This is a genomic window from Desulfosarcina ovata subsp. ovata (assembly GCF_009689005.1).
Lineage (GTDB): Bacteria > Desulfobacterota > Desulfobacteria > Desulfobacterales > Desulfosarcinaceae > Desulfosarcina > Desulfosarcina ovata.
The window spans coordinates 1993766-2013434 of the sequence record NZ_AP021879.1; the positions used below are offsets into that span (position 1 = coordinate 1993766).

14 protein-coding genes and 1 riboswitch are annotated in these 19669 nt (G+C 52.7%); of the genes, 11 read left to right on the forward strand and 3 right to left on the reverse strand.

The genetic code is table 11. The annotated features are described in order from the left end of the window. The first annotated feature begins 6 nt into the window (after window positions 1-6). The 10 genes from GN112_RS09095 (at window position 7) to lpxB (ending at window position 10932) form a co-directional block, all read left to right on the forward strand. A complete protein-coding gene (locus GN112_RS09095) occupies window positions 7-1242 on the forward strand; it encodes a lipoprotein-releasing ABC transporter permease subunit (protein ID WP_155309917.1) in 1236 nt (411 codons plus the stop codon). Then, window positions 1235-2005, forward strand: a complete 771-nt coding sequence (locus GN112_RS09100) for an ABC transporter ATP-binding protein (protein WP_155309918.1) — start codon at window positions 1235-1237, stop codon at window positions 2003-2005. Before GN112_RS09095 ends, GN112_RS09100 begins: the two co-directional genes overlap by 8 nt. 309 nt (window positions 2006-2314) lie before the next feature. Continuing rightward, the gene (bamA, locus tag GN112_RS09105; protein ID WP_162458853.1) at window positions 2315-4960 is read left to right on the forward strand and encodes an outer membrane protein assembly factor BamA; all 2646 of its coding nucleotides are present in this window, start codon (window positions 2315-2317) and stop codon (window positions 4958-4960) included. A gap of 157 nt (window positions 4961-5117) precedes the next feature. Next, entirely contained in the window at window positions 5118-5630 is a 513-nt protein-coding gene (locus tag GN112_RS09110; protein ID WP_162458854.1) for an OmpH/Skp family outer membrane protein, read from the forward strand. A gap of 1 nt (window position 5631) precedes the next feature. Then, window positions 5632-6678: a UDP-3-O-(3-hydroxymyristoyl)glucosamine N-acyltransferase gene (gene lpxD / locus GN112_RS09115; protein WP_231716972.1), complete on the forward strand. Its 1047-nt coding sequence runs from the start codon at window positions 5632-5634 to the stop codon at window positions 6676-6678. A gap of 19 nt (window positions 6679-6697) precedes the next feature. Further along, window positions 6698-7138 (forward strand): 3-hydroxyacyl-ACP dehydratase FabZ, encoded by a 441-nt coding sequence (fabZ, locus tag GN112_RS09120; RefSeq protein WP_155309922.1) that lies wholly within the window; start codon window positions 6698-6700, stop codon window positions 7136-7138. Window position 7139: 1 nt separating this feature from the next. Further along, window positions 7140-7910 (forward strand): acyl-ACP--UDP-N-acetylglucosamine O-acyltransferase, encoded by a 771-nt coding sequence (gene lpxA / locus GN112_RS09125; RefSeq protein WP_155309923.1) that lies wholly within the window; start codon window positions 7140-7142, stop codon window positions 7908-7910. Window positions 7911-7964: 54 nt separating this feature from the next. Beyond that, window positions 7965-8768 (forward strand): LpxI family protein, encoded by an 804-nt coding sequence (locus GN112_RS09130; protein ID WP_155309924.1) that lies wholly within the window; start codon window positions 7965-7967, stop codon window positions 8766-8768. A 24-nt stretch (window positions 8769-8792) separates the two neighbouring features. Then, on the forward strand, window positions 8793-9761 hold the full coding sequence (locus GN112_RS09135) for a Gfo/Idh/MocA family protein (RefSeq protein ID WP_155309925.1): 969 nt from the start codon (window positions 8793-8795) through the stop codon (window positions 9759-9761). 19 nt (window positions 9762-9780) lie between these two features. Further along, window positions 9781-10932 (forward strand): lipid-A-disaccharide synthase, encoded by a 1152-nt coding sequence (lpxB, locus tag GN112_RS09140; RefSeq protein WP_155309926.1) that lies wholly within the window; start codon window positions 9781-9783, stop codon window positions 10930-10932. Window positions 10933-10994: 62 nt separating this feature from the next. On the opposite strand, the gene GN112_RS09145 is transcribed toward lpxB, so the two are convergent. The 3 genes from GN112_RS09145 to GN112_RS09155 form a co-directional block, all read right to left on the reverse strand. Then, window positions 10995-13268, reverse strand: coding sequence for a fibronectin type III domain-containing protein (locus tag GN112_RS09145; RefSeq protein WP_155309927.1), 2274 nt, complete (start codon window positions 13266-13268; stop codon window positions 10995-10997). Between the two features lie 64 nt (window positions 13269-13332). Further along, a riboswitch (cyclic di-GMP riboswitch) is annotated at window positions 13333-13421 on the reverse strand. Window positions 13422-13634: 213 nt separating this feature from the next. After that, on the reverse strand, window positions 13635-14921 hold the full coding sequence (locus tag GN112_RS09150) for a two-component system sensor histidine kinase NtrB (protein ID WP_155309928.1): 1287 nt from the start codon (window positions 14919-14921) through the stop codon (window positions 13635-13637). Then, the gene (locus GN112_RS09155; protein ID WP_155309929.1) at window positions 14918-16123 is read right to left on the reverse strand and encodes a type II secretion system F family protein; all 1206 of its coding nucleotides are present in this window, start codon (window positions 16121-16123) and stop codon (window positions 14918-14920) included. Before GN112_RS09155 ends, GN112_RS09150 begins: the two co-directional genes overlap by 4 nt. Before the next feature lie 767 nt (window positions 16124-16890). On the opposite strand from GN112_RS09155, the gene GN112_RS09160 reads away from it, so the two are divergent. Then, window positions 16891-19620 (forward strand): CBS domain-containing protein, encoded by a 2730-nt coding sequence (locus tag GN112_RS09160; protein ID WP_155309930.1) that lies wholly within the window; start codon window positions 16891-16893, stop codon window positions 19618-19620. Window positions 19621-19669: the final 49 nt, after the last annotated feature.

Sequence of the window (19669 nt, forward strand, 5' to 3'; positions counted from 1 at the left end):
ATCGGTATGTCTTTTGTGACATTTGTATCCGGGCGTTATCTCAGAACGCGTCAGAAGCGGGCCTTCATTTCGCTGATTACCGTATTGTCCATTGCCGGCGTTGCTCTGGGCGTAATGGCCCTGATCGTTGTGATTGCCGTCATGGCCGGTTTCGAGACGGACCTGAAAGATAGAATCATGGGGGTCCGTCCCCATGTGGTGATCACCCGGACAAAGGGCTCCTTTACCGATTACCAACCAATTCTGGACAAAGTGGACCATATTGAAGGGATCGAAACCGCATCGCCGTTTATTTCCGCCCAGGTAGTTCTGCGAACCGCCAATCGTGCGGCCGGCGCGGTTCTCAAAGGCATCGATGCCAATCAGAAAAAGGGAATTATAAAAAGCATCGATACCCACCGCCTGGCGGGAGGCGCCGGTACCGAAGAGTCCGACGAAAAGGACCGGCAACGGCCCGGAATCATTTTGGGCAAGGAACTGGCCGCCAATCTGGGCGTGGTCAGCGGCGATTCAATTTACATGATCTCCCCCCGGGGCACCCTGTCACCCGCCGGGCACATTCCGGCCATGGTCAAATTTCAGGTCGTCGATCGCTTCGAATCGGGAATGTATGAATTTGATGGGACACTGGCCCTGATCGACATTTCAGAAGCCCAGAAAATGCTGCACATGCAAGGGGCCATCAGCGGCATCGAAATCCGCCTTGCGGATATGGATCGGGTCGCCGAGGTAACCGGTCGGCTGAAACGATATCTCGCTAAAGAATACACCATCGAGGACTGGAAACAGATGAACCGGAATCTCTTTTCGGCCCTGCAGCTGGAAAAAACCGTCATGTTCATCATCCTGGCCCTGATCGTCCTGGTGGCTGCATTCAACATCGCCGGTTCACTGGTCATGATGGTCATGGAAAAACGGAAAGATGTCGCTATTCTGAAAACCATGGGGGCAACCGCAAAATCCATCGGGCGGATTTTCGTGATCAAAGGATTGATGATCGGTGCTGTGGGAACCGTGTTGGGAACGGGTGCCGGATTGGCCCTCTGCATCCTTCTCGAACGCTACTCCTTCATTCATCTGCCCGCCGACGTCTACTATATCACGACATTGCCGGTCAATTTGAAAATCATGGACGTTTTCCTGATCGCCGCGTGTGCCATGGCCATCTGCTTTGCAGCGACCATCTATCCGGCACGGCAGGCGGCAGGTATCGACCCGGTGGAGGCACTGCGTCATGGATAACGACCATCGCCCCGATGATACGGGTCCCGGAACACACACCGCCAACAGCGGCCTGCCGTTGATCCAGGCCAACGGTATCAGCAAAACCTACAATCATAGTGGGGCCTGCATTACGGTCATCGACAACCTCTCTTTCCGGTTGGACTGCAAGGAAACCATCGGCATTGTGGGCGCGTCAGGCATCGGCAAATCCACTCTCCTGCACATTCTGGGGACCCTGGATCGACCCGATGCCGGGCAACTGGTCTATTCCGGGAAAGATGTCCTGCTGCTGGATGACACCCAGTTGGCCCGTTTTCGCAATCGGGCAATCGGCTTTGTTTTTCAGTTCCATCACCTGCTGCCCGAATTCTCCGCCCTGGAAAACACCATGATGCCGGCCCTGATCAATGGGACCGAAAAAAAAACGGCCCGGGCGGAGGCCGAAGCCATCCTAGTGCGGGTGGGGCTGAAAGAACGCCTTGGCCACCGGGCCGCGGAGCTGTCCGGTGGGGAGCAGCAACGGGTGGCACTGGCACGCGCCCTGGTACAACAGCCCGATATCCTTCTGGCCGACGAACCAACCGGAAACCTGGACCGGGGCAACAGCGACCGCATTCATCGATTGCTGATGGAACTGAACGAGGAGATGGGCATGGCACTGGTGGTGGTCACTCACAATCCTGAGCTGGCCGCGCTGGTATCAAGACGGGTCACCATCCTTAACGGCCGATTGCATGAACTGAACAATGGGTTACCGGTTGCATCTTCCTTTAAAGGATGAAAACCGCTATAGTCCTGGCAGAAATTGACAACCGGTTCAAGACACCCATTGCATCTGCGACCGGTAATAAAAATGACGGGTAAGGATCGGGGATGAAATGAATTGAACGTAATTGCGCCGGGCTTGTGTTCGTCTTCAAGGCGCATCAACGGTTGCATACCGGGAGTATGTGGCCGTTGATGCAACGCGGAAGACGGGCGCAAGAACAAGCAATTTCGTTCAATTAATAAAATTCCCGATCCTAAGGGATGCATGCCAAAACCGACGGATGACAAACGAAACAGAATTGCGACCGCTGGAGGGAACTTGATGTTGAGGCGTTTTTTATTGCTGCTGCCACTCTTTTTTTTCCTTTTGGCCAATACCACAGCTGCTGCAGATTCGGTTCAGGTGCTGGTGTTGCCATTTGAAATTCATGCCGACCAGGACCTTTCCTACTTGAAAGAGGAAATCCCGAAAACCATCCGGGAAGACCTGCAAGCCGAAGGGGCGGTGATGGTTCCACCGGACAGCGCCCAGGGTGTGGCGGCCAGTGCATCCGATTTGGATGATGTCGGGACGCTAAGGCAAACCGGCCTTGAGGCCGGTGCCGACTATATCGTTTGGGGCAGCCTGACCCGAATCGGTGACAGCATCAGCCTTGACACCCGCATGATCGAATCGGTGGGCACGAAGCCGGTCTACGCGGTTTACGAAGCCGGAGCCGGCATGGAAAGTCTACGAAACATCGTCAACCAGTCATCCCAAAAGCTTGCCCGGCACCTCTTCAGCCGGGATATCATTACCCAGATCCGGGTAACGGGCAACCGCCGTATCGAGGCGGATGCCATCGAACGGGTTATCCGGAGCAAAACGGGCGATGTGCTGCGTGCCGGGGAAATCGCCAAAGACATGAAAAACATCTACAAGATGGGTTATTTCGACGATATCCGGGTTGAATCCGAGACCGACCCGGACGGCAAGGTCATCGTTTTCCACGTCACCGAAAAACCGACCATCCGTAGAATTTCATTAAGCGGCAACCAGGTTTTTGAAGACGACAAGCTGCGTGAAAACCTAAACATCAGTACAGGATCGATCCTTAACATTTTCACCATCAAATCCAATATCGATCAGCTCCAGTCCATGTACAAGGACAAAAACTACCATAATGTCAACATCACCTATGCCGTCCACGAGCAGGAGAACAATCAGGCGGATATCGAATTTGTCATTGAAGAAGGCAACAAGGTTAAAATCGACAAGATCACTTTTCTGGGCAACACAACCCTCACCGACAAGGAACTGCTCAAATTGATCAAGACCTCCGAAAGGGGCTTTTTCTCATGGCTCACCTCTTCCGGTGAATTAAACCGGGAAGACCTCAAGCAGGATGCCGGCCGGATCATGGGCCATTACCAAATCAGCGGTTTCATTCATGCCAAGGTTGCCGATCCAGTAGTCGATTTTGAAGACGAGGCCATCCACATCACCTTCAAAATCGAAGAAGGTGAACGATTCAAGGTCGGACGCATCGATATTCAGGGGGATCTCATCATCCCCAAAGAAAAGTTGATGCCTGCACTGAAAATCGCCAAGGAACCGTTTTTCAGCCGTGAAACGGTTCGCCAGGATATTGTCTCCCTGACCGACGTTTACGCAAACGCCGGATTTGCCTATGCCAGCGTCAGCCCGTTGACCAAAGAAAATCGGCAAACGCATCTCGTGGATATCACCTACTCCATTGACAAGGGTGAAAAGGTCTATTTTGAAAATATCGAAATTGTCGGCAACACGCGTACCCGGGACAAAGTCATCCGTCGGGAACTGCGCATTTACGAGCAGCAACTCTACTCCGGCAGCCGTCTCAAACGCAGCGTGCGCAACCTGAACCGGCTGGATTATTTCGAAGACGTGAAGGTGGACACGCCCAAAGGCAGTGCTGACGATCGCATGCGCGTCAAGTTGGAAGTCACTGAGAAACCGACTGGAAGTTTCACTTTCGGCGCCGGATACAGCACGGTGGACAAGTTTTTTGTAACCGGTTCAATCACCCAACGCAACCTGTTCGGCCGCGGACAAACGCTTAAATTAAGCGGCCAGATCGGCGGATCATCGGACCTTTACAACATCGGCTTCACCGAACCCTGGTTATTCGACATTCCCCTTTCCGGTACCGTCAACATCTACCGCCAGACCCGCGAATACGACACCTATGACCGAACGAGCCGCGGTGGAACCGTAGGGGTCAGCTACCCCATCTGGGACTATACACGGGTTTCCCTGGCCTATCGCTACGATATTACCGATCTCGATGACATCGAAGATGACGCCAACGACAACGTCAAAGCGCTGGAGGGCGAAAATGCCACCAGTGCGGTGACCATAGCCCTTACCTACGATTCCAGAGACAAGACCTTCAACACCACCAATGGTCAATACCACCGTCTCGCGTACACCTACGCCGGTCCTGGCGGAGACATCGGTTTCAACAAGGTTGTTGCCGAACTGGGCTGGTACATCCCGGTATTCAAGAATCTGGTTACCTTCCTGCATGGGGAATCCGGTACTGTCAGACAAACCAGCGGCTACATCCTGCCGGATTACGAAAAATTCTATCTGGGGGGTATGAATTCGATTCGTGGTTTTGATTATCAGGATATCAACATACCGACGGTCAACAGCGATGGAGAAGATTCGGAGGAGGGCGGGCTCTCCTACGTACAGTTCAATTTTGAACTCACCTACCCGATCGTCAAGGACCTTGGCCTGGTAGGCGTGCTTTTTTACGATACCGGGAATGTCTATGCCGACGAATCGATCGATATTGGTGATCTTCGCCAAAGCGCCGGGTATGGTATCCGTTGGTACTCGCCCATCGGTCCGATTCGGATTGAAGCCGGACATATTCTGGACCCCAGAGAGGATGAAGATTCCAGTGCCAAATGGGAGTTCTCCATGGGCGCCGCATTCTAATGGCAGATATCGCCTGCCCATGGAAAGCGTTGACAGCTGGTGTCTGTCCATAAATAGATGCAAACAACAAATTGAATGTCCCCATAAACTAATGTTACACAATGAACCACACGCGAACGGATAGAAAGGAGAGTCTATGCGATCTGCAGGCAAGAGGATGATACTGGCCGTAATGACCACCCTGATCTTCAGTGGGGCTGCCTTTGGGGCGGATGTCGCCAAAATTGGTCTGGTCGATTTTCAGCAAGTGTTTGACGAATCGGATGCCGGAAAGGTGATCAAAGCCGAACTCACCGCCAAAGGCAAGCAGATGGAAGTCGCGCTTAAAGAGAAAGGCGCCGAAATCGAGGAACTGAAAAAACGTCTCGAACGGGAAGCGCTGGTGATGGACAAGGCCATGCGCGATGAGAAAGAGCGCGAATTCCGAATCAAGGTCAACGACATTAAAAGTTTGCAGAAAAAATATGAATCCGAGCTGCAAAGTCATCAGAAACGGCTGATGGGCGAACTCCAGAAAGCGACGCTCCAAATCATCGAGGAAATCGGAAAATCGGGCAGCTATCTGATGATCATGCCCAAGGTGGGGGTCCTGTACGCCCCGGACACCATCGATATCACCGATCAAGTGATCAAAAAATACAACGCCATGAATGCAAAAAAGGGCAAGTAAGGTGGGAACCGAATACACGCTTCAACAGATTGCCAATACCATCGCGTGTGACCTAGCGGGCGATTCGGAAAAGCGCATCACCGGAATAGCACCGTTCGAAACGGCAGGGCCGGAGCAGATCACGTTTGCCGCCGGAAGCAAATACCTGAAACGGATCAACGCCATCCAGGCCGGTGCCGTTATCGTCCCCAAAAGCTTCACGGCAACCACCGGTGCCAACCTGATCAAGGCCGACAATCCCCAGCTGGCGTTCAATCAAGTGGTCGCCCTGTTTCACCCAACATCCGCCCCCACCCCCGGAATCAGTGAACAGGCCATGATTGCCAGCGATGCTCGCCTGGGCGAGGATGTCCATGTCGGCGCCTTTGCGACTGTCGGCAAGGGTGCCGCAGTCGGGGACCGGTCGGTGATTCATAACGGGGTGTTCATCGATCGCAATGTTGTAATTGGAGATGACGTGATCATCCATCCCAATGTTACCATTATGCACGGCTGCCGGATCGGAAACCGGGTCACCATCCATCCGGGAACCGTGATCGGCAGCGACGGATTCGGCTTCGTCCCCGATGGGGGCCGCTACCACAAGATACCCCAGATGGGGATTGTCCAGATCGACGATGACGTTGAAATCGGCGCCGGGAACACGATCGACCGGGCCACCTTTGGCCGGACCTGGATCCAGCGAGGTGTGAAAACGGACAACCTGGTTCACATCGCCCATAATGTGGTCATCGGAGAAGACAGTGTCATCGTAGCCCAGGTCGGTATCGCCGGTAGCACGACCATCGGCCACCACGCCATCATTGCTGGCCAAGCGGGCATCTCCGGACACCTGACCCTGGGCAATCATGTCACTGTGGGTCCCATGACCGGAGTCGGAAAGCCAATCGCTGACGGGGAAGTGGTCTCCTCGGGCTCAACATCCATGCCCCATCGGACCTGGCTTCGGGTTCAGCGGATCATTCCGGCACTGCCCGAAATGAAAAAGCAGGTTGCCGAGTTGGAAAAAAAGATCAAGGAATTGGAAAAAAGAATCAAGGATCAGTGAGTCAAACGGAGGCCCATCAATGGAAATGGTATTTGATATCAAGTCGATCATGCAGAATCTGCCCCACCGTTTTCCTTTCTTACTGGTGGACCGGATCGTTGAGTTTGTAAAAAACGAACGGATTGTCGCTCTGAAAAACGTAACGATCAATGAACCCTTCTTTCAAGGGCACTTCCCCGACACCCCGATCATGCCCGGCGTGCTTATCGTCGAGGCCATGGGGCAGGCCGGTGGCGTATTGGTAATCCGGTCCCAGCCTTCGGAAAATCAAAACAAACTGGTCCTGTTCATGGGGTTTGACAAAGTTCGTTTCAGAAAACCGGTCGTTCCTGGAGATCAGTTGATCCTGGAACTGGAAATGCTCAAAATGAGGGCCAAAGTCGTAAAAATGGCCGGTGTCGCCAAAGTCGATGGAAAGGTCGTCGCCGAAGCACAACTGATGGCTGCATATGGAGAATAATATGATTCATCCCACTTCAATCGTCAGCCCCGACGCCACCATTGGCGAAAACGTGGAAATTGGCGCCTACTCAATCATTGGCCCTCATGTAACCATCGGTAAAGGGACCTGGATCGGCCCCCATGTGGTGATCGATCCCTTTGTAACCATCGGTCCCGGATGCAAAATTTTCCAATTTGCCGCCATCGGCGCGATTCCCCAGGACCTGAAATTCGGTGGTGAAAAGAGCTGGGTAAAAATTGGTGCGAATGTGACCATCCGGGAATTTGTGACCATCCACCGTGGAACGGAACCCGGCGGCAGTGTTACCGAATTGGGGGAGCACTGCTTTCTGATGGCCTACACCCATATCGCCCATGACTGCCATGTGGGGAAAATGGTCGTCCTGGCCAACAACACCACACTGGCCGGCCACATCACCATCGGTAATTTCGCCACGGTCGGGGGACTGGTGGCCATCCATCAGTTTGTCCGCGTTGGCGACTATGCTTTTGTCGGTGGAAAATCGGCAGTCGTCAAGGATGTCCCCCCCTATGTCATTGCCGCCGGGGATCGGGCGGTCCTGCACGGGCTGAACCGGGTGGGTCTCAAACGTCACGGGTTTTCCGATCAGACCCTGTCCGCGTTGAAAAAGACCTATCGCATTCTGTTCCGTTACGGTTTGACGCTCAATGAGGCCATATCGAGGATTCATGCCGAAGTCGAGATGGTGCCCGAGGTGAAAAATTTCATTGGTTTCATCAAGGCATCTTCCAGGGGTGTGACCCGCTAGCCTAAGTCGCGCGTTTTCAACGCGTTGGCGTGGACAGAATACAAACGCTATAAAATGACTGAAAAAATCGGTTTAATCGCCGGAAACGGCCAGTTTCCGATCCTGTTTTCCCGAATTGCCGGCCAGAACGGGTTCGTGCTGTTCACGGCCGCCTACGTCAACGAAGCAGACCCCGAACTGGCCCAATTATCTGAAGCAATCGAGTGGCTGCATCTGGGGCAGGTCAAGCGGCTGATCCGCTTTTTCAAGCAGAATGGCGTCACCCGGGCGGTCATGCTGGGCGGCGTCCGGAAAACACGTCTGTTCTCCGATGTCAAGCCGGATATGAAGGCCATATCGATCATTGCCGGCATGCGCCATACGCATGATGATGCCATTATGCGGGCCTTTGCCGACTGCCTTGAGAAGGAGGGCATCAAAATCGAAGCCTCGACCTTTCTGTTGCCCGAACTGCTGGCCACAGAAGGCGTATGGACCCGGCGCAAGCCATCCCGGTCCGAAAAAAAGGACATTGAACTGGGGTTTTCGGTTGCCCGTGAGATCGGCCGCCTGGATATCGGCCAGAGCGTTGTCGTGGGCGGCGGGTCCATTCTGGCGGTCGAAGCCATTGATGGCACGGATGCCACCATCGCGCGCGGCGGACAACTGGGCCGGGGTCAGGCCGTGCTGGTCAAAGTGTGCAAACCCAATCAGGATTTTCGTTTTGACGTTCCCTCGGTTGGCATCCGAACCATCGAAACGATGGTTCAGGCCAATGTTCGCGTCCTTGCCATCGAAGCCGGAAAAACCGTTGTTTTCGATCGCACGGAAATGGTCAGGATCGCCGATGAAAATCAAATTGCCATCATCTGTGAATAAAATCAGAAAGTCTTGTACGAGCCAATGGAACCGGTAAACACAAAATTGCGAATCGGAGTGGTGGGAGTCGGCTACCTGGGGAAATTCCACGCCCAAAAGTATCATCATATGCCGGATGTGGACCTGGTGGGGGTCGCCGATACCGATGGGATTCAAGGCCGCAAAGTGGCGGATGACAACCGCACCACGTTTTATCCGGATCACCAGTCCCTTTTCGGAAAAGTCGATGCCGTCAGTATCGCCGCCCCCACGCCGGCCCACTTTTCCATCGCCCGGGATTTCCTCAACCAGGGGGTGGATGTCCTGATTGAGAAACCCATTACCAGCCTTATCGAAGATGCCGATGAATTGATCCGTATGGCCAGGAACAAAAACCTGATTATCCAGGTCGGGCACCTGGAACGGTTTAATCCGGCAGTGGTCGCCTTGGAAGGCAGAATCATCCAACCCCGCTTTATCGAATCCCACCGGCTCAGCATTTTTCAGGGGCGCTGCACCGATGTCAGCGTGGTGCTGGATCTGATGATCCACGATATCGACCTGATTCTGAGTCTGGTCAAATCCGAGGTCAAGGCGGTCAACGCCGCCGGGATTTCAGTCATATCGGGTAATATCGACATTGCCAACGCCCGGCTGGAATTCGTCAACGGTGCCGTCGCCAATGTGACCGCCAGTCGCATTTCAGCAAAAAATGAACGAAAATTCAGACTGTTTCAAAAAGAGGCCTATATATCCATCGATTTTGCCAACCATCAGATCACCTATGTCCATCCTGACCCGGATCAGTCCGACGGCATTATCCCGGGAATGGCCATCGAGGCCATGAATTTCGACAAAGGTGATGCTCTGGATGATGAGTTGAAGGCTTTCGTACAGGCGGTTCGAAGCCGGCATCAACCACCCGTGACCGGCCAGATGGGACGTGATGCGCTGAATATCGCGCTGTCGATTATGAATCAGATTCAGGAAACCAGCCAGCACATTGCGTGTTGAGGCGGACCATTTCAATCAAATGCCTTCAAAACGGATGATGATCATCGCCGGAGAAGCCTCCGGAGATATGCACGGTGCCAAACTGGCCCAATCGTTAAAGCAATTGGGCGGTGACCTGTTTCTATTCGGTATCGGCGGCAATGCCATGCGTGCCGAAGGGGTTGACCTGCTCGTCGATGCCCGGGACCTTGCGGTGGTGGGCATCACGGAAGTGCTGGGCAAACTGCCCACGATCCGTCGTGCTTTGGGGATTGTCCGCAAAGCACTTGTGCGCATCCGCCCCCAACTGTTGATTCTAATCGATTTTCCCGATTTTAATTTTCGGGTTGCCGCCATGGCAAAACGGATAGGCATACCGGTCCTCTATTACATCAGCCCCCAAATTTGGGCTTGGCGCCAGGGACGGGTCAAAACCATCAAACGGCTGGTCGATCACATGGCGGTGATCCTTCCGTTTGAGGCTCCCTTCTACCGCAAACATGACGTCCCCGTCACTTTTGTCGGCCACCCGCTTTTGGATCGCATCCAACCCAAGTCAACCGTGGACTCGAAATCGTCCATGGCAAAGGCACCGACTATCGGTCTGCTTCCGGGATCCCGGGGAAAAGAGGTATCGACCCTGCTACCAGCGATGCTGCAGGCCGCCGGAATCATTCGGAAGACCTTTCCATCGGCCCGTTTTATGGTTTCCTGCGCCGATTCTATCGACGCCGACCGCGTTTTTGGTCTGGTCCGCGAGCAGCCCATGCTTGCCGATGTCGATATTGTCAACGGACCGGTGAGTGAGATGTTCCAAAAGAGTCATCTGCTCGTGGCGGCTTCGGGAACCGTCACCCTTGAGGCGGCGCTTCACGGGATCCCGCTGGTGATCGTGTACAAGGTCTCACCGCTGAGCTACTGGTTGGGGAAACGGCTTATCAAAATCAAACACATCGGCATCGTCAATCTCATTATCCAAAAGGGATTGCTTCCCGAATTGATCCAAGGTGATGCTTCGCCGCATAAAATTGCCGCCACCGTTGTCGGTCTGCTGAAGGACCAACGGCAGTTCAACCAAATTAGAAGCGAACTGTTGCGGGTGAAAAATCTTCTTGGGGGGGCCGGTGCTTCAAATCGTGTCGCCCGGCTTGCCTTCGACCTGATCCGGGCAAAATCATCCAACGATGAATAACAGACGACCCGGGTGGCTTTTCACCCGGGTCGTCTGTCTTTCGGTGTTATTGTGAAGAAGGGTTAACGCGTTCCGTCCACCCTTCCCTTTTTGTTGATGCGACATACAGCTGCACTGAGGGAACCCGCTGCCATCAGCAACAGAATTGCTGTCAAGGCCACACTGGATGTTGTGGCCAGTCCCAAATGCCCCATCCCCTCGGATCCGGTGGAGATAAAACAACCGCCACCGCCTCCACCGCCACTGGAAGAGGACGAATCACTTGTGGATACCGAAGCGCTGTCCGTGGTGGCCGTGTCCACAGAAGAGATACCGGAGGGATCGACGATAATGCCGTTGGCGACGCCATCTTCGTCTCCGATGCCGCCATCGACCAGCGTCAAAGTTACACTTTTGCGGTTCTCTGCGAAAACGGAACGTTCGTAAATTTCCCACCCGGTATCGCTGTAGTATTTGTAAAGCTGTGAATCCTCTTCTACAGCGGTTGAGAAGTAGATGGTCACCGTCGCTGCCGCGCCCACCTCGTCAAGATAGAGTTTGAAACCGATGAGGCCGAAACCCATGGCCACGCTCTGGTCAGAAACGGTGTCTGAAGAGATTGATTTAACAGAAAAAAGGATAATATTGCTCGAAACCGCCTTAACCCCGACAACGGTTTGCCCCTCAACTGTGTTGACCAGCTTGATATCGTCTTCCAGGATATCGTTGATTCCATTTTCATTGAGATCGACAATGGCACTGACCTCCTGATCGTCCGGGATACCGTTGGTATCCGTATCGTCCGAGCTTTCCACAGTGATGAAACTCGAGACCTCCGACCAGTCCGACTCACCGCTGCGCGCGTCGACGAACCGTACCCGCCAGTAGTAAACGGTATCATAGTCGAGCACCATTTCCCCCACCTGATAGGCAGTCAACTGGGTTGTTGTGGTCTCATCCAGAACCATCGCGGAAGAATCAGGGAAATCAACTTCCGTACTGATCTGCCATTGGGACTGATAATGATCATCGCTGTCCGGATCGAAGTAAGCCCCCGAGACCAATACCGGGGTAAGATCGACAAACGCATCCGTGTAGACAGTCTCGATGACAGGGGCATCCGGTGCCGTATTGGTGGGTGAGGCAACGGGATCGGTCTGGGCTTCGTATTCGTCCAGATTGCTCACGCCATCCCCGTCCGCATCCAGTCCGGCGTCATCCGTGTATGGATCCAGGCCGTATTCCGATTCCCACTGGTCGGACATCCCATCATTATCGTCGTCACTGTCTTCATTATCACCAACGCCGTCACTGTCATTATCCGCCCACTCCGTCGGATCTTCGGGAAACGCGTCCAGAACGTCGGGGACATTGTCGCCATCCACATCGGTGCTGTCGGATTTAAGGACATTGACCGTGGTTGTGGCAACAGACGTGTTGCCGTCGTTGTCGGTTACCGTCAAGCTGAAGGTCAAGGTTTCTCCGTCAGCATCGACGACTGGTGCCGTGAAGGTGGCTTGCGCCTGCGAGCTGTTGCTGACGGTGATGCTGGTTCCACCGGTCTGCGCCCACAGGTAGCTGACGATCGATCCGTCGCTGTCACTGGAAGCGGTCCCGTCCAGCGTTACCGCATCGCCTTCGTAAACCGTCTGGGAATCACCGGCAGAGGCGCTGGGGGACTGATTGACGCCTATTTCGGCAGGTGTGTCGGAAGCTTCTTCGGAATCCGCGTCGGTACTGTCGGATTTAAGGACATTGACCGTGGTTGTCGCAACAGACGTGTTGCCGTCGTCGTCGGTTACCGTCAGGCTGAAGGTCAAGGTTTCTCCGTCAGCATCGACGACTGGCGCCGTGAAGGTGGCTAGCGCCTGCGAGCTGTTGCTGATGGTGATGCTGGTTCCACCGGTCTGTTCCCACAAATAGCTGACGATCGATCCGTCGCTGTCACTGGAAGCGGTCCCGTCCAGCGCTACCGCATCGTCTTCGTAAACCGTCTGGGAATCACCGGCAGAGGCGCTGGGGGACTGATTGAGGCCTGTTGCCGCAGGTGTGTAGGAAACTTCTTCGGAATCCGCACTTTCGAGCGTTCCCTCAAAGGCACGAACGACAAAGTAATACGTGATCCCTTCGACGAGCCCGGCCAGGGTACAGGTGGTCTCGTCACCTTCCCAGAGGGGGTACTGATAATCATAGCTCTGCCCTTCTTCACGTGCAAAAACCCGATAGCCTTCAGGCTCCGGGTCATTGGCGTCCCACGCCAGGGTGACGTTGGCACTGTGTGCGACCGTAACCAAGCAAAATAGTGCCGTGAGGCCAGTGAAACAGATTTTCAGAAAGGATTGTTGTTTGGATTTCATCTCGGCATCTCTCCATTTTTTTCGGCCGTGCGATCAACAGCGGTTTAGAGAGATGCTGTGTTCGCTCGGCAGCCCTGCCGCCATACCCGGAATCCCGGGTTCAGGCCGTTGGCTTTGCGTCGCATCCTTTCGGATGTTTTGCCTTTTTCGAGCAATCGGTTTGCAAAGAACACTGCGAAAAATTATGCAGTTTTCACACCATAAGATTACTTATTAAATAAAAAAAATTAAATCTTTACCCACTCACAGCTGAAAAGGCGGTTAACGAAGAAAAAAAGAGGGGGTAAATAGAGCCGGTGAAGGGGCGTGCCCAAAATTAGACAAGCACGCCACGATGGCAGTATCCTTATGTATACGGTGAGAATGTCATGTTTTATGCCAAGCCGACTTAAAGTAGAGGCTGAACATGCTGCCGACGCCCGGTTTGCTCTTCACATCCACACGGCAGTCATAGGTTTCCAGAATTCGGTAAACAATGGAAAGGCCGAGACCGGTACCATTGGGTTTGGTGGTGTAGAAGGGATTGAAAATCGACTGGAGCGTCTTTTCATCCATTCCACATCCATTATCGACAATTTCAACCAGAATCCGTTCGTTCTTCATTTTCTGAACGGTGACAACAATTCGTCCGCTTCTCTCCTCTATGGATTCGGCGGCATTCAAGAGTAGATTCCAGATGATCTGGTGAAGCTGGAGGGGATCAATTTCGATGCTGGCCTCGGAAACAATATTCAGTTCCAAAGCAATGCGTTGATCCACGGAATTGTTTTTTTCAAATAAAGTCACAATTTCGCCAAGCGCCTGTCCCAGATTTACAGTCCGGGTATTGCCGGCGGAGGGTCTGGCAAAAGTCAGGAAATTATTGACAAGGCTGCTCAACCGATCCGTTTCCCGCAGAACGATCTGCATCAGGCGCATATTATCTTTGTCTGCCTCGAGTTCGTTTTTCAGAATCTGGATGGCGCCCGATAATGAAGCCAGTGGATTCTTGATTTCATGGGCCAGTCCGGCAGCCATCTCCCCGATTTGCGCAAGGTTTTGAACCCGATTGAGGTGAGCCTCCATGGCGACCAGTTCCGCTTTGGAACGTCGTTCCTGGTCTGACAGGTAACCACTTAAAAAAGCGACAGAAAAACATGCGGCCACCATGACGATACACTTCTGGATGACTTGAAGTCCGGTTATGGTCACGTTTCCCAGACCGGCACCGGGTCCGAAAGGATTAATTGTCCCCTTAAATTCCAGGATCAGCAATACGGCAAACAGCACATTGCAAAAGCCGGCGATAAAAAAAGTTCCCCGATTAAAGACAAACACACTGGAATAGATCACGATCAGCAGATATAAAAAAATAAAAACACTATCCGATCCGCCGGTAACAAATATGATCAATGTTATGCAAAACGCATCAAGACCAATCTGGACGCAGGCGAAATGGCGCTGATGGTACTGAAGAACCGGTGAAACAATGGCATAGATGGCCGACAGGAGAAGGATCACCCCGGAGACCCCATAGAGCAACACAATGGGCATGGCCGTCAGACTCAACCGGTTGGCCAACTGGTAGGTAACGGTTGATCCCATCAGCATCAGCGAAAAAAGGAACCGTAATGACATCAACCAATTTAATTTACGGTTGAGGGTCTCCTTCACAAATTTCCGGCCATTTTGAAAACGGGGAGGTACATGGAAATCACCAGGCCACCGATGACGACACCCAAAAAGACCAGCATGAACGGCTCGATCAGTGAAGTCAGGTTTTCCACCGCCTGATCGACTTCCTCTTCGTAAAAATCAGCAATTTTCTGCAGCATGGCGTCCAGCGCGCCGGTCGATTCACCAACGGAAATCATCTGACACACCATTGCCGGAAAAACACCGCTTTCAGCCAACGGATCGGCCATGGTCCGTCCTTCGGCGATACCGGTCCGGACCGTATAAATGGCCCGTTCAACCGTTTTGTTGCCAGCGGTTTTGGCGACGATATCCAGTGCCTCCAAAATGGCGACACCACTTGACAGCATGGTTCCCATGGTACGGGTAAATTTGGCAACCGCCACCTTGCGGATGAGTATTCCGAACACCGGCAGCTTAAGTACGGTGGCATCGACAAGCCGCCGCCCTTTTTCGGTCCGGTAATATTTTTTGAAGGCCCAGATAAAAAGGATCACGGCGATGATAATCCAATGAACCTTGGATTTGACAAAGTCGCTCATGGCAATAACGATCAGTGTGGGGCCGGGCAGGGTCCCGCCCATATCAGTGAACATCTCCTGGAAAACGGGAATGACGAACACCAGAATGACGGCAACGACCAGAACGGCGATAAGAAGGGTCACGATGGGGTAGGTCATTGCGCCCTTGACCTGACCTTTCAATTTGGCCGCCTTTTCCATATAGGCCGACAATCGCCGCAAAATCGTGTCGAGGATACCACCGGCCTCACCCGCGGCGACCATATTCACGAACAGGTCGTCGAACTGTTTGGGGTATTTTTTCAAGGCGTCCGCCAGGGTAGACCCGCTTTCCACCTGCTCTTTTATATTCTTGAGCATTTTTTTGAAGGTAACATTTTCCTGTTGGGCATGCAGGATATCCATGCATTGGATAATTGGCAGCCCCGCATCGATCATGGTGGAAAACTGCCGACAAAACAGGATCACATCCTTTTGGGTGACCTTGGGCTGAAGAAAAGCGACATTTTCAAAAAGATCTTTGGGTTTTTTCTTGATTTTGGTCGGTGTGATGCGAAGTCGATTGAGATTGGCGCGGACCACATCCTCACCGGAGGCTTCCATTTCGCCTTTCTGTACAATATTGTTCCTGTTTTTACCTTCCCACAGGTAAATCGGCATAACTCCCCCCTATGTCCAGGTTTTCTCAATTGCCGTTGGGTTGGACTGGTTATGAATAAATGTCTCTAATAAACGCTGGCTATGAACGCTTATGCAACAATAGGTCCAATGCCTACACACGACCATCCCTGAAAAGTACCGACCCTTGGGAGCCATTCGGTAATTGAATCCGGATAACTTGCCTGCATCGTTGTTTCAGCCTGGGCGGGCACCCTTTTGACAATTTCGACCCCTTTGGAAAAATCTGAAATATTTTTAGATTGATCGGATCAAGATGACTGTTTATTGTTTACCCACTTCACCCGGAACAAGGCTGTCTGAAAGGCGATTTTATCCAAGTGCATGAATGATCGACGCTCAATCTTTTCGATTTCACATAAATCGAGTTACCCTCCGGAACTGTTCAGCGAGTTTGAATTGTTGGGTTGAGAAATTGTATGAAGTCAATGGTCTTCTCATTCAAGGCAGGTGTCACGGCACCCATGTTGGTGGAACAAGCTGATTTTTTGCTACCACAAACTGCCTGAAACAACAATAACTTTATTAATATCGGGGTATTGGTGCAGTTTATAGCAAGCCCCCCCATCCTGATGGCATGGTGAGATCAACTTGCGTAAACATTCCCAAACGCGTAATATCCAATTATTTTTATCCCGTTTACCGGACGCGAAACCAAACGCTTGGATCGCCCGTCAACGGACGGCTTGCAATCCAATCGCCCTATTGACAATCGACCCCTGATCCGACAGGCAGAAAACGGTATCCCCATGATCAACGGCAGCCCAACGCGCACGTCTCCCCTAACCATCATCACCAGCCATGTGAATGCCGATTTTGATGCCATGGCATCAATGCTGGCCGCTCAGAAGCTGTACCCGGAAGCACGGGTGGTCTTTCCGGGATCCCAGGAAAGAAACCTGCGCAATTTTTTCATCCAGTCGATGGTTTACCTGTTTAATATCGTCGAGCTGAACCGGATCGATTTCGCCGCTGTGAGCCGACTGGTACTTGTGGATACCCGACGGCGCAATCGGATTGGTGACCTGGCACGGGTTCTGGACAACCCGGATCTCGAAATTCACATCTATGACCACCATCCGAAAAACGACGACGACATCCCCGCGCACAAGGAATTCCATATGCTCACCGGCGCCACGGTAACCATCCTGTCCGAAATCCTTCAGAAAAAGATGATTCCTGTGAGCCCGGAAGAAGCCACCATCATGTGCCTGGGAATTTATGAAGACACCGGTTCGTTCTCCTTCCCGTCAACCACGGAGAATGATTTCAAAGCGGCGGCATTTTTCCTCTCCAAAGGAGCCAACCTGAACGTCATTTCCAGCATGATTACCCGGGAATTCAACCCCGAACAGATCGGCCTGCTGAATGATATGATTCAGACCGCCCGGCATATAACGGTTAATGGGGTGGACATCGTGCTGACCAGCGTGGTCACCGATAATTATTTTCCTGACTTTTCGTTTCTGGTTCAGAAAATGGCCAAAATGGAGAACATCGATGCCATTTTTGCGCTGGGTCTGATGGAAAACAAAGTTTACGTGGTAGCCAGAAGCCGAACGGACGATGTGGATGTGGGTGACATCCTGGATCACCTGGGAGGTGGCGGGCACCCCGCGGCAGCAGCAGCCACCATCAAGGGCAAAACCATTGCCCAGGCCGAGCAGATGTTGCTGGAGGCCCTGCACGGAAAAATCAACCCCAGGCGCCTGGCCCGACACCTGATGTCCGCGCCGGCCATCATGGCGGGCCCGGAGACCACCTGCGGTGAAGCCAGGACGCTGCTCAACCGTTACAACATCAATGCCCTGCTGGTCGGTGAACGTGCCCCGGGAAATGATGGTTTCAGCGGCTACATCACCCGACAGGTAATCGAAAAAGCCTTGTTCCACGACCTGGATGGCATCTCTATCGGCGAATACATGAGCACCGAGATTTCTCATGTAAAGCCGGATGCGGACATTGTGGAAATCCAGGACAAAATCATCGGTAACAAGCAGCGCATTCTGCCGGTCACGGAACATGGCAAGGTACTGGGGGTTATCACGCGAACGGACCTGCTCAACACCCTTGTTCAGAAAAGCCGCCTGTCCAGCCATGAAATCTCGGCAATGAACGACCATTTCAGCAGCAAACGGCTGCGTATGGTGCTGAATTTCATGCGCGAACGGCTTACCGACCCGATCATGCAGGTCCTTGTCCAGCTGGGCGAAGTAGCCGACCATCTGAACTTCAACGCCTTTGTGGTAGGCGGGTTTGTCCGTGATATGTTCCTGTATCGCGACAACGAAGACATCGATGTGGTGGTCGAAGGCAATGGGATTACTTTCGCAAAAACCTTTTCCCGAAAATATGGCACCCGCACCCATACCCATCAAAAATTCGGCACCGCAGTGATTATCTTCCCCGACGGATTCAAGATCGATGTGGCCTCGGCAAGGATGGAATATTACCAATTTCCGGCATCGCTTCCGGTGGTTGAGATGAGTTCCATCAAAATGGACATGTTTCGCCGCGATTTCACCATTAACACCCTGGCCGTCCAGCTCAATCCAAATAAATTCGGTCGATTGATCGATTTTTTTTCCGGGCAGAAGGACATCAAGGACAAGGTCTTGCGCGTTCTACACAACCTCAGTTTTGTGGAAGATCCCACACGGGTCTTCCGGGCCCTGCGGTTTGAGCAGCGTTTCGGCTTCACCATCGGCAAGCTGACCTCCAGCCTGATCGACAATGCTGTTAAAATGGAGTTTTTCAAGCGACTGTCCGGCAAAAGGGTCTATACCGAACTTGTCTTGATCCTGAAGGAGGAAAACCCCGCACCGACGATCATGCGGCTTCTCGACTATGATCTGCTGCGGGTCATTCATCCCCGGATGAAAATTGAAAAGGATCTGAAACGGTTGCTGGATAGCGCAAAAAAAGTGGTTGATTGGCACGATCTGCTGTTTATCGATGAAACTTACGAGCGCTGGACCGTCTATTTCATGGTTCTGCTTCGCCATTGCGACTTGAAAACAACTCATGAAATCTGCAGCCATCTGACCGTGGCGCCGCGACATGCAAAAATGTTCACCGAAACGCGCATCGGTGTGGGAAAGCAACTAATGTCTCTGGAGCGGCGCAAGAGGATAACCCATGCAGAGATATTCAATCTGCTCAAAGGGTTTAAAACCGAGGTCATCCTCTATATGATGGCCAGCACCCAGTCGGAAAGTGCCAAAAAACGGATCTCGCTGTATCACACCCAACTGCGTAACGTGACCATCACCATCACCGGCAAGGATCTTTTGGCCATGGGCCTCAAACCGGGCCCTTTGTTCAGCCGGACCCTACAGGCGGTATTGGATGCCAAACTCAATGGGCAGATCAAAACCCGGGAGGACGAATTCACTTTTATCGGTAAGCAACTGAAGGATACGGATGCGAAAAGGCCCGCCGGAAACAGGAAACCACCCGGGCCGGGTAATGGGAGATAGAACCAGGGCAAGCGCATCGATACAATCGTAAATAATCATGAATAAGAGT

Bases quoted from the DNA above. Each gene is read 5' to 3' on its own strand.
- bamA (WP_162458853.1), top strand. From the start codon at position 2,315: ATGTTGAGGCGTTTTTTATTGCTGCTGCCACTCTTTTTTTTCCTTTTG.
- fabZ (WP_155309922.1), top strand. From the start codon at position 6,698: ATGGAAATGGTATTTGATATCAAGTCGATCATGCAGAATCTGCCCCAC.
- GN112_RS09160 (WP_155309930.1), top strand. From the start codon at position 16,891: ATGATCAACGGCAGCCCAACGCGCACGTCTCCCCTAACCATCATCACC.
- GN112_RS09100 (WP_155309918.1), top strand. From the start codon at position 1,235: ATGGATAACGACCATCGCCCCGATGATACGGGTCCCGGAACACACACC.
- GN112_RS09155 (WP_155309929.1), bottom strand. From the start codon at position 16,123: ATGCCGATTTACCTGTGGGAAGGTAAAAACAGGAACAATATTGTACAG.
- lpxA (WP_155309923.1), top strand. From the start codon at position 7,140: ATGATTCATCCCACTTCAATCGTCAGCCCCGACGCCACCATTGGCGAA.
- GN112_RS09130 (WP_155309924.1), top strand. From the start codon at position 7,965: ATGACTGAAAAAATCGGTTTAATCGCCGGAAACGGCCAGTTTCCGATC.
- GN112_RS09145 (WP_155309927.1), bottom strand. From the start codon at position 13,268: ATGAAATCCAAACAACAATCCTTTCTGAAAATCTGTTTCACTGGCCTC.
- GN112_RS09135 (WP_155309925.1), top strand. From the start codon at position 8,793: ATGGAACCGGTAAACACAAAATTGCGAATCGGAGTGGTGGGAGTCGGC.
- lpxB (WP_155309926.1), top strand. From the start codon at position 9,781: ATGCCTTCAAAACGGATGATGATCATCGCCGGAGAAGCCTCCGGAGAT.
- GN112_RS09095 (WP_155309917.1), top strand. From the start codon at position 7: ATGTCTTTTGTGACATTTGTATCCGGGCGTTATCTCAGAACGCGTCAG.
- GN112_RS09110 (WP_162458854.1), top strand. From the start codon at position 5,118: ATGATACTGGCCGTAATGACCACCCTGATCTTCAGTGGGGCTGCCTTT.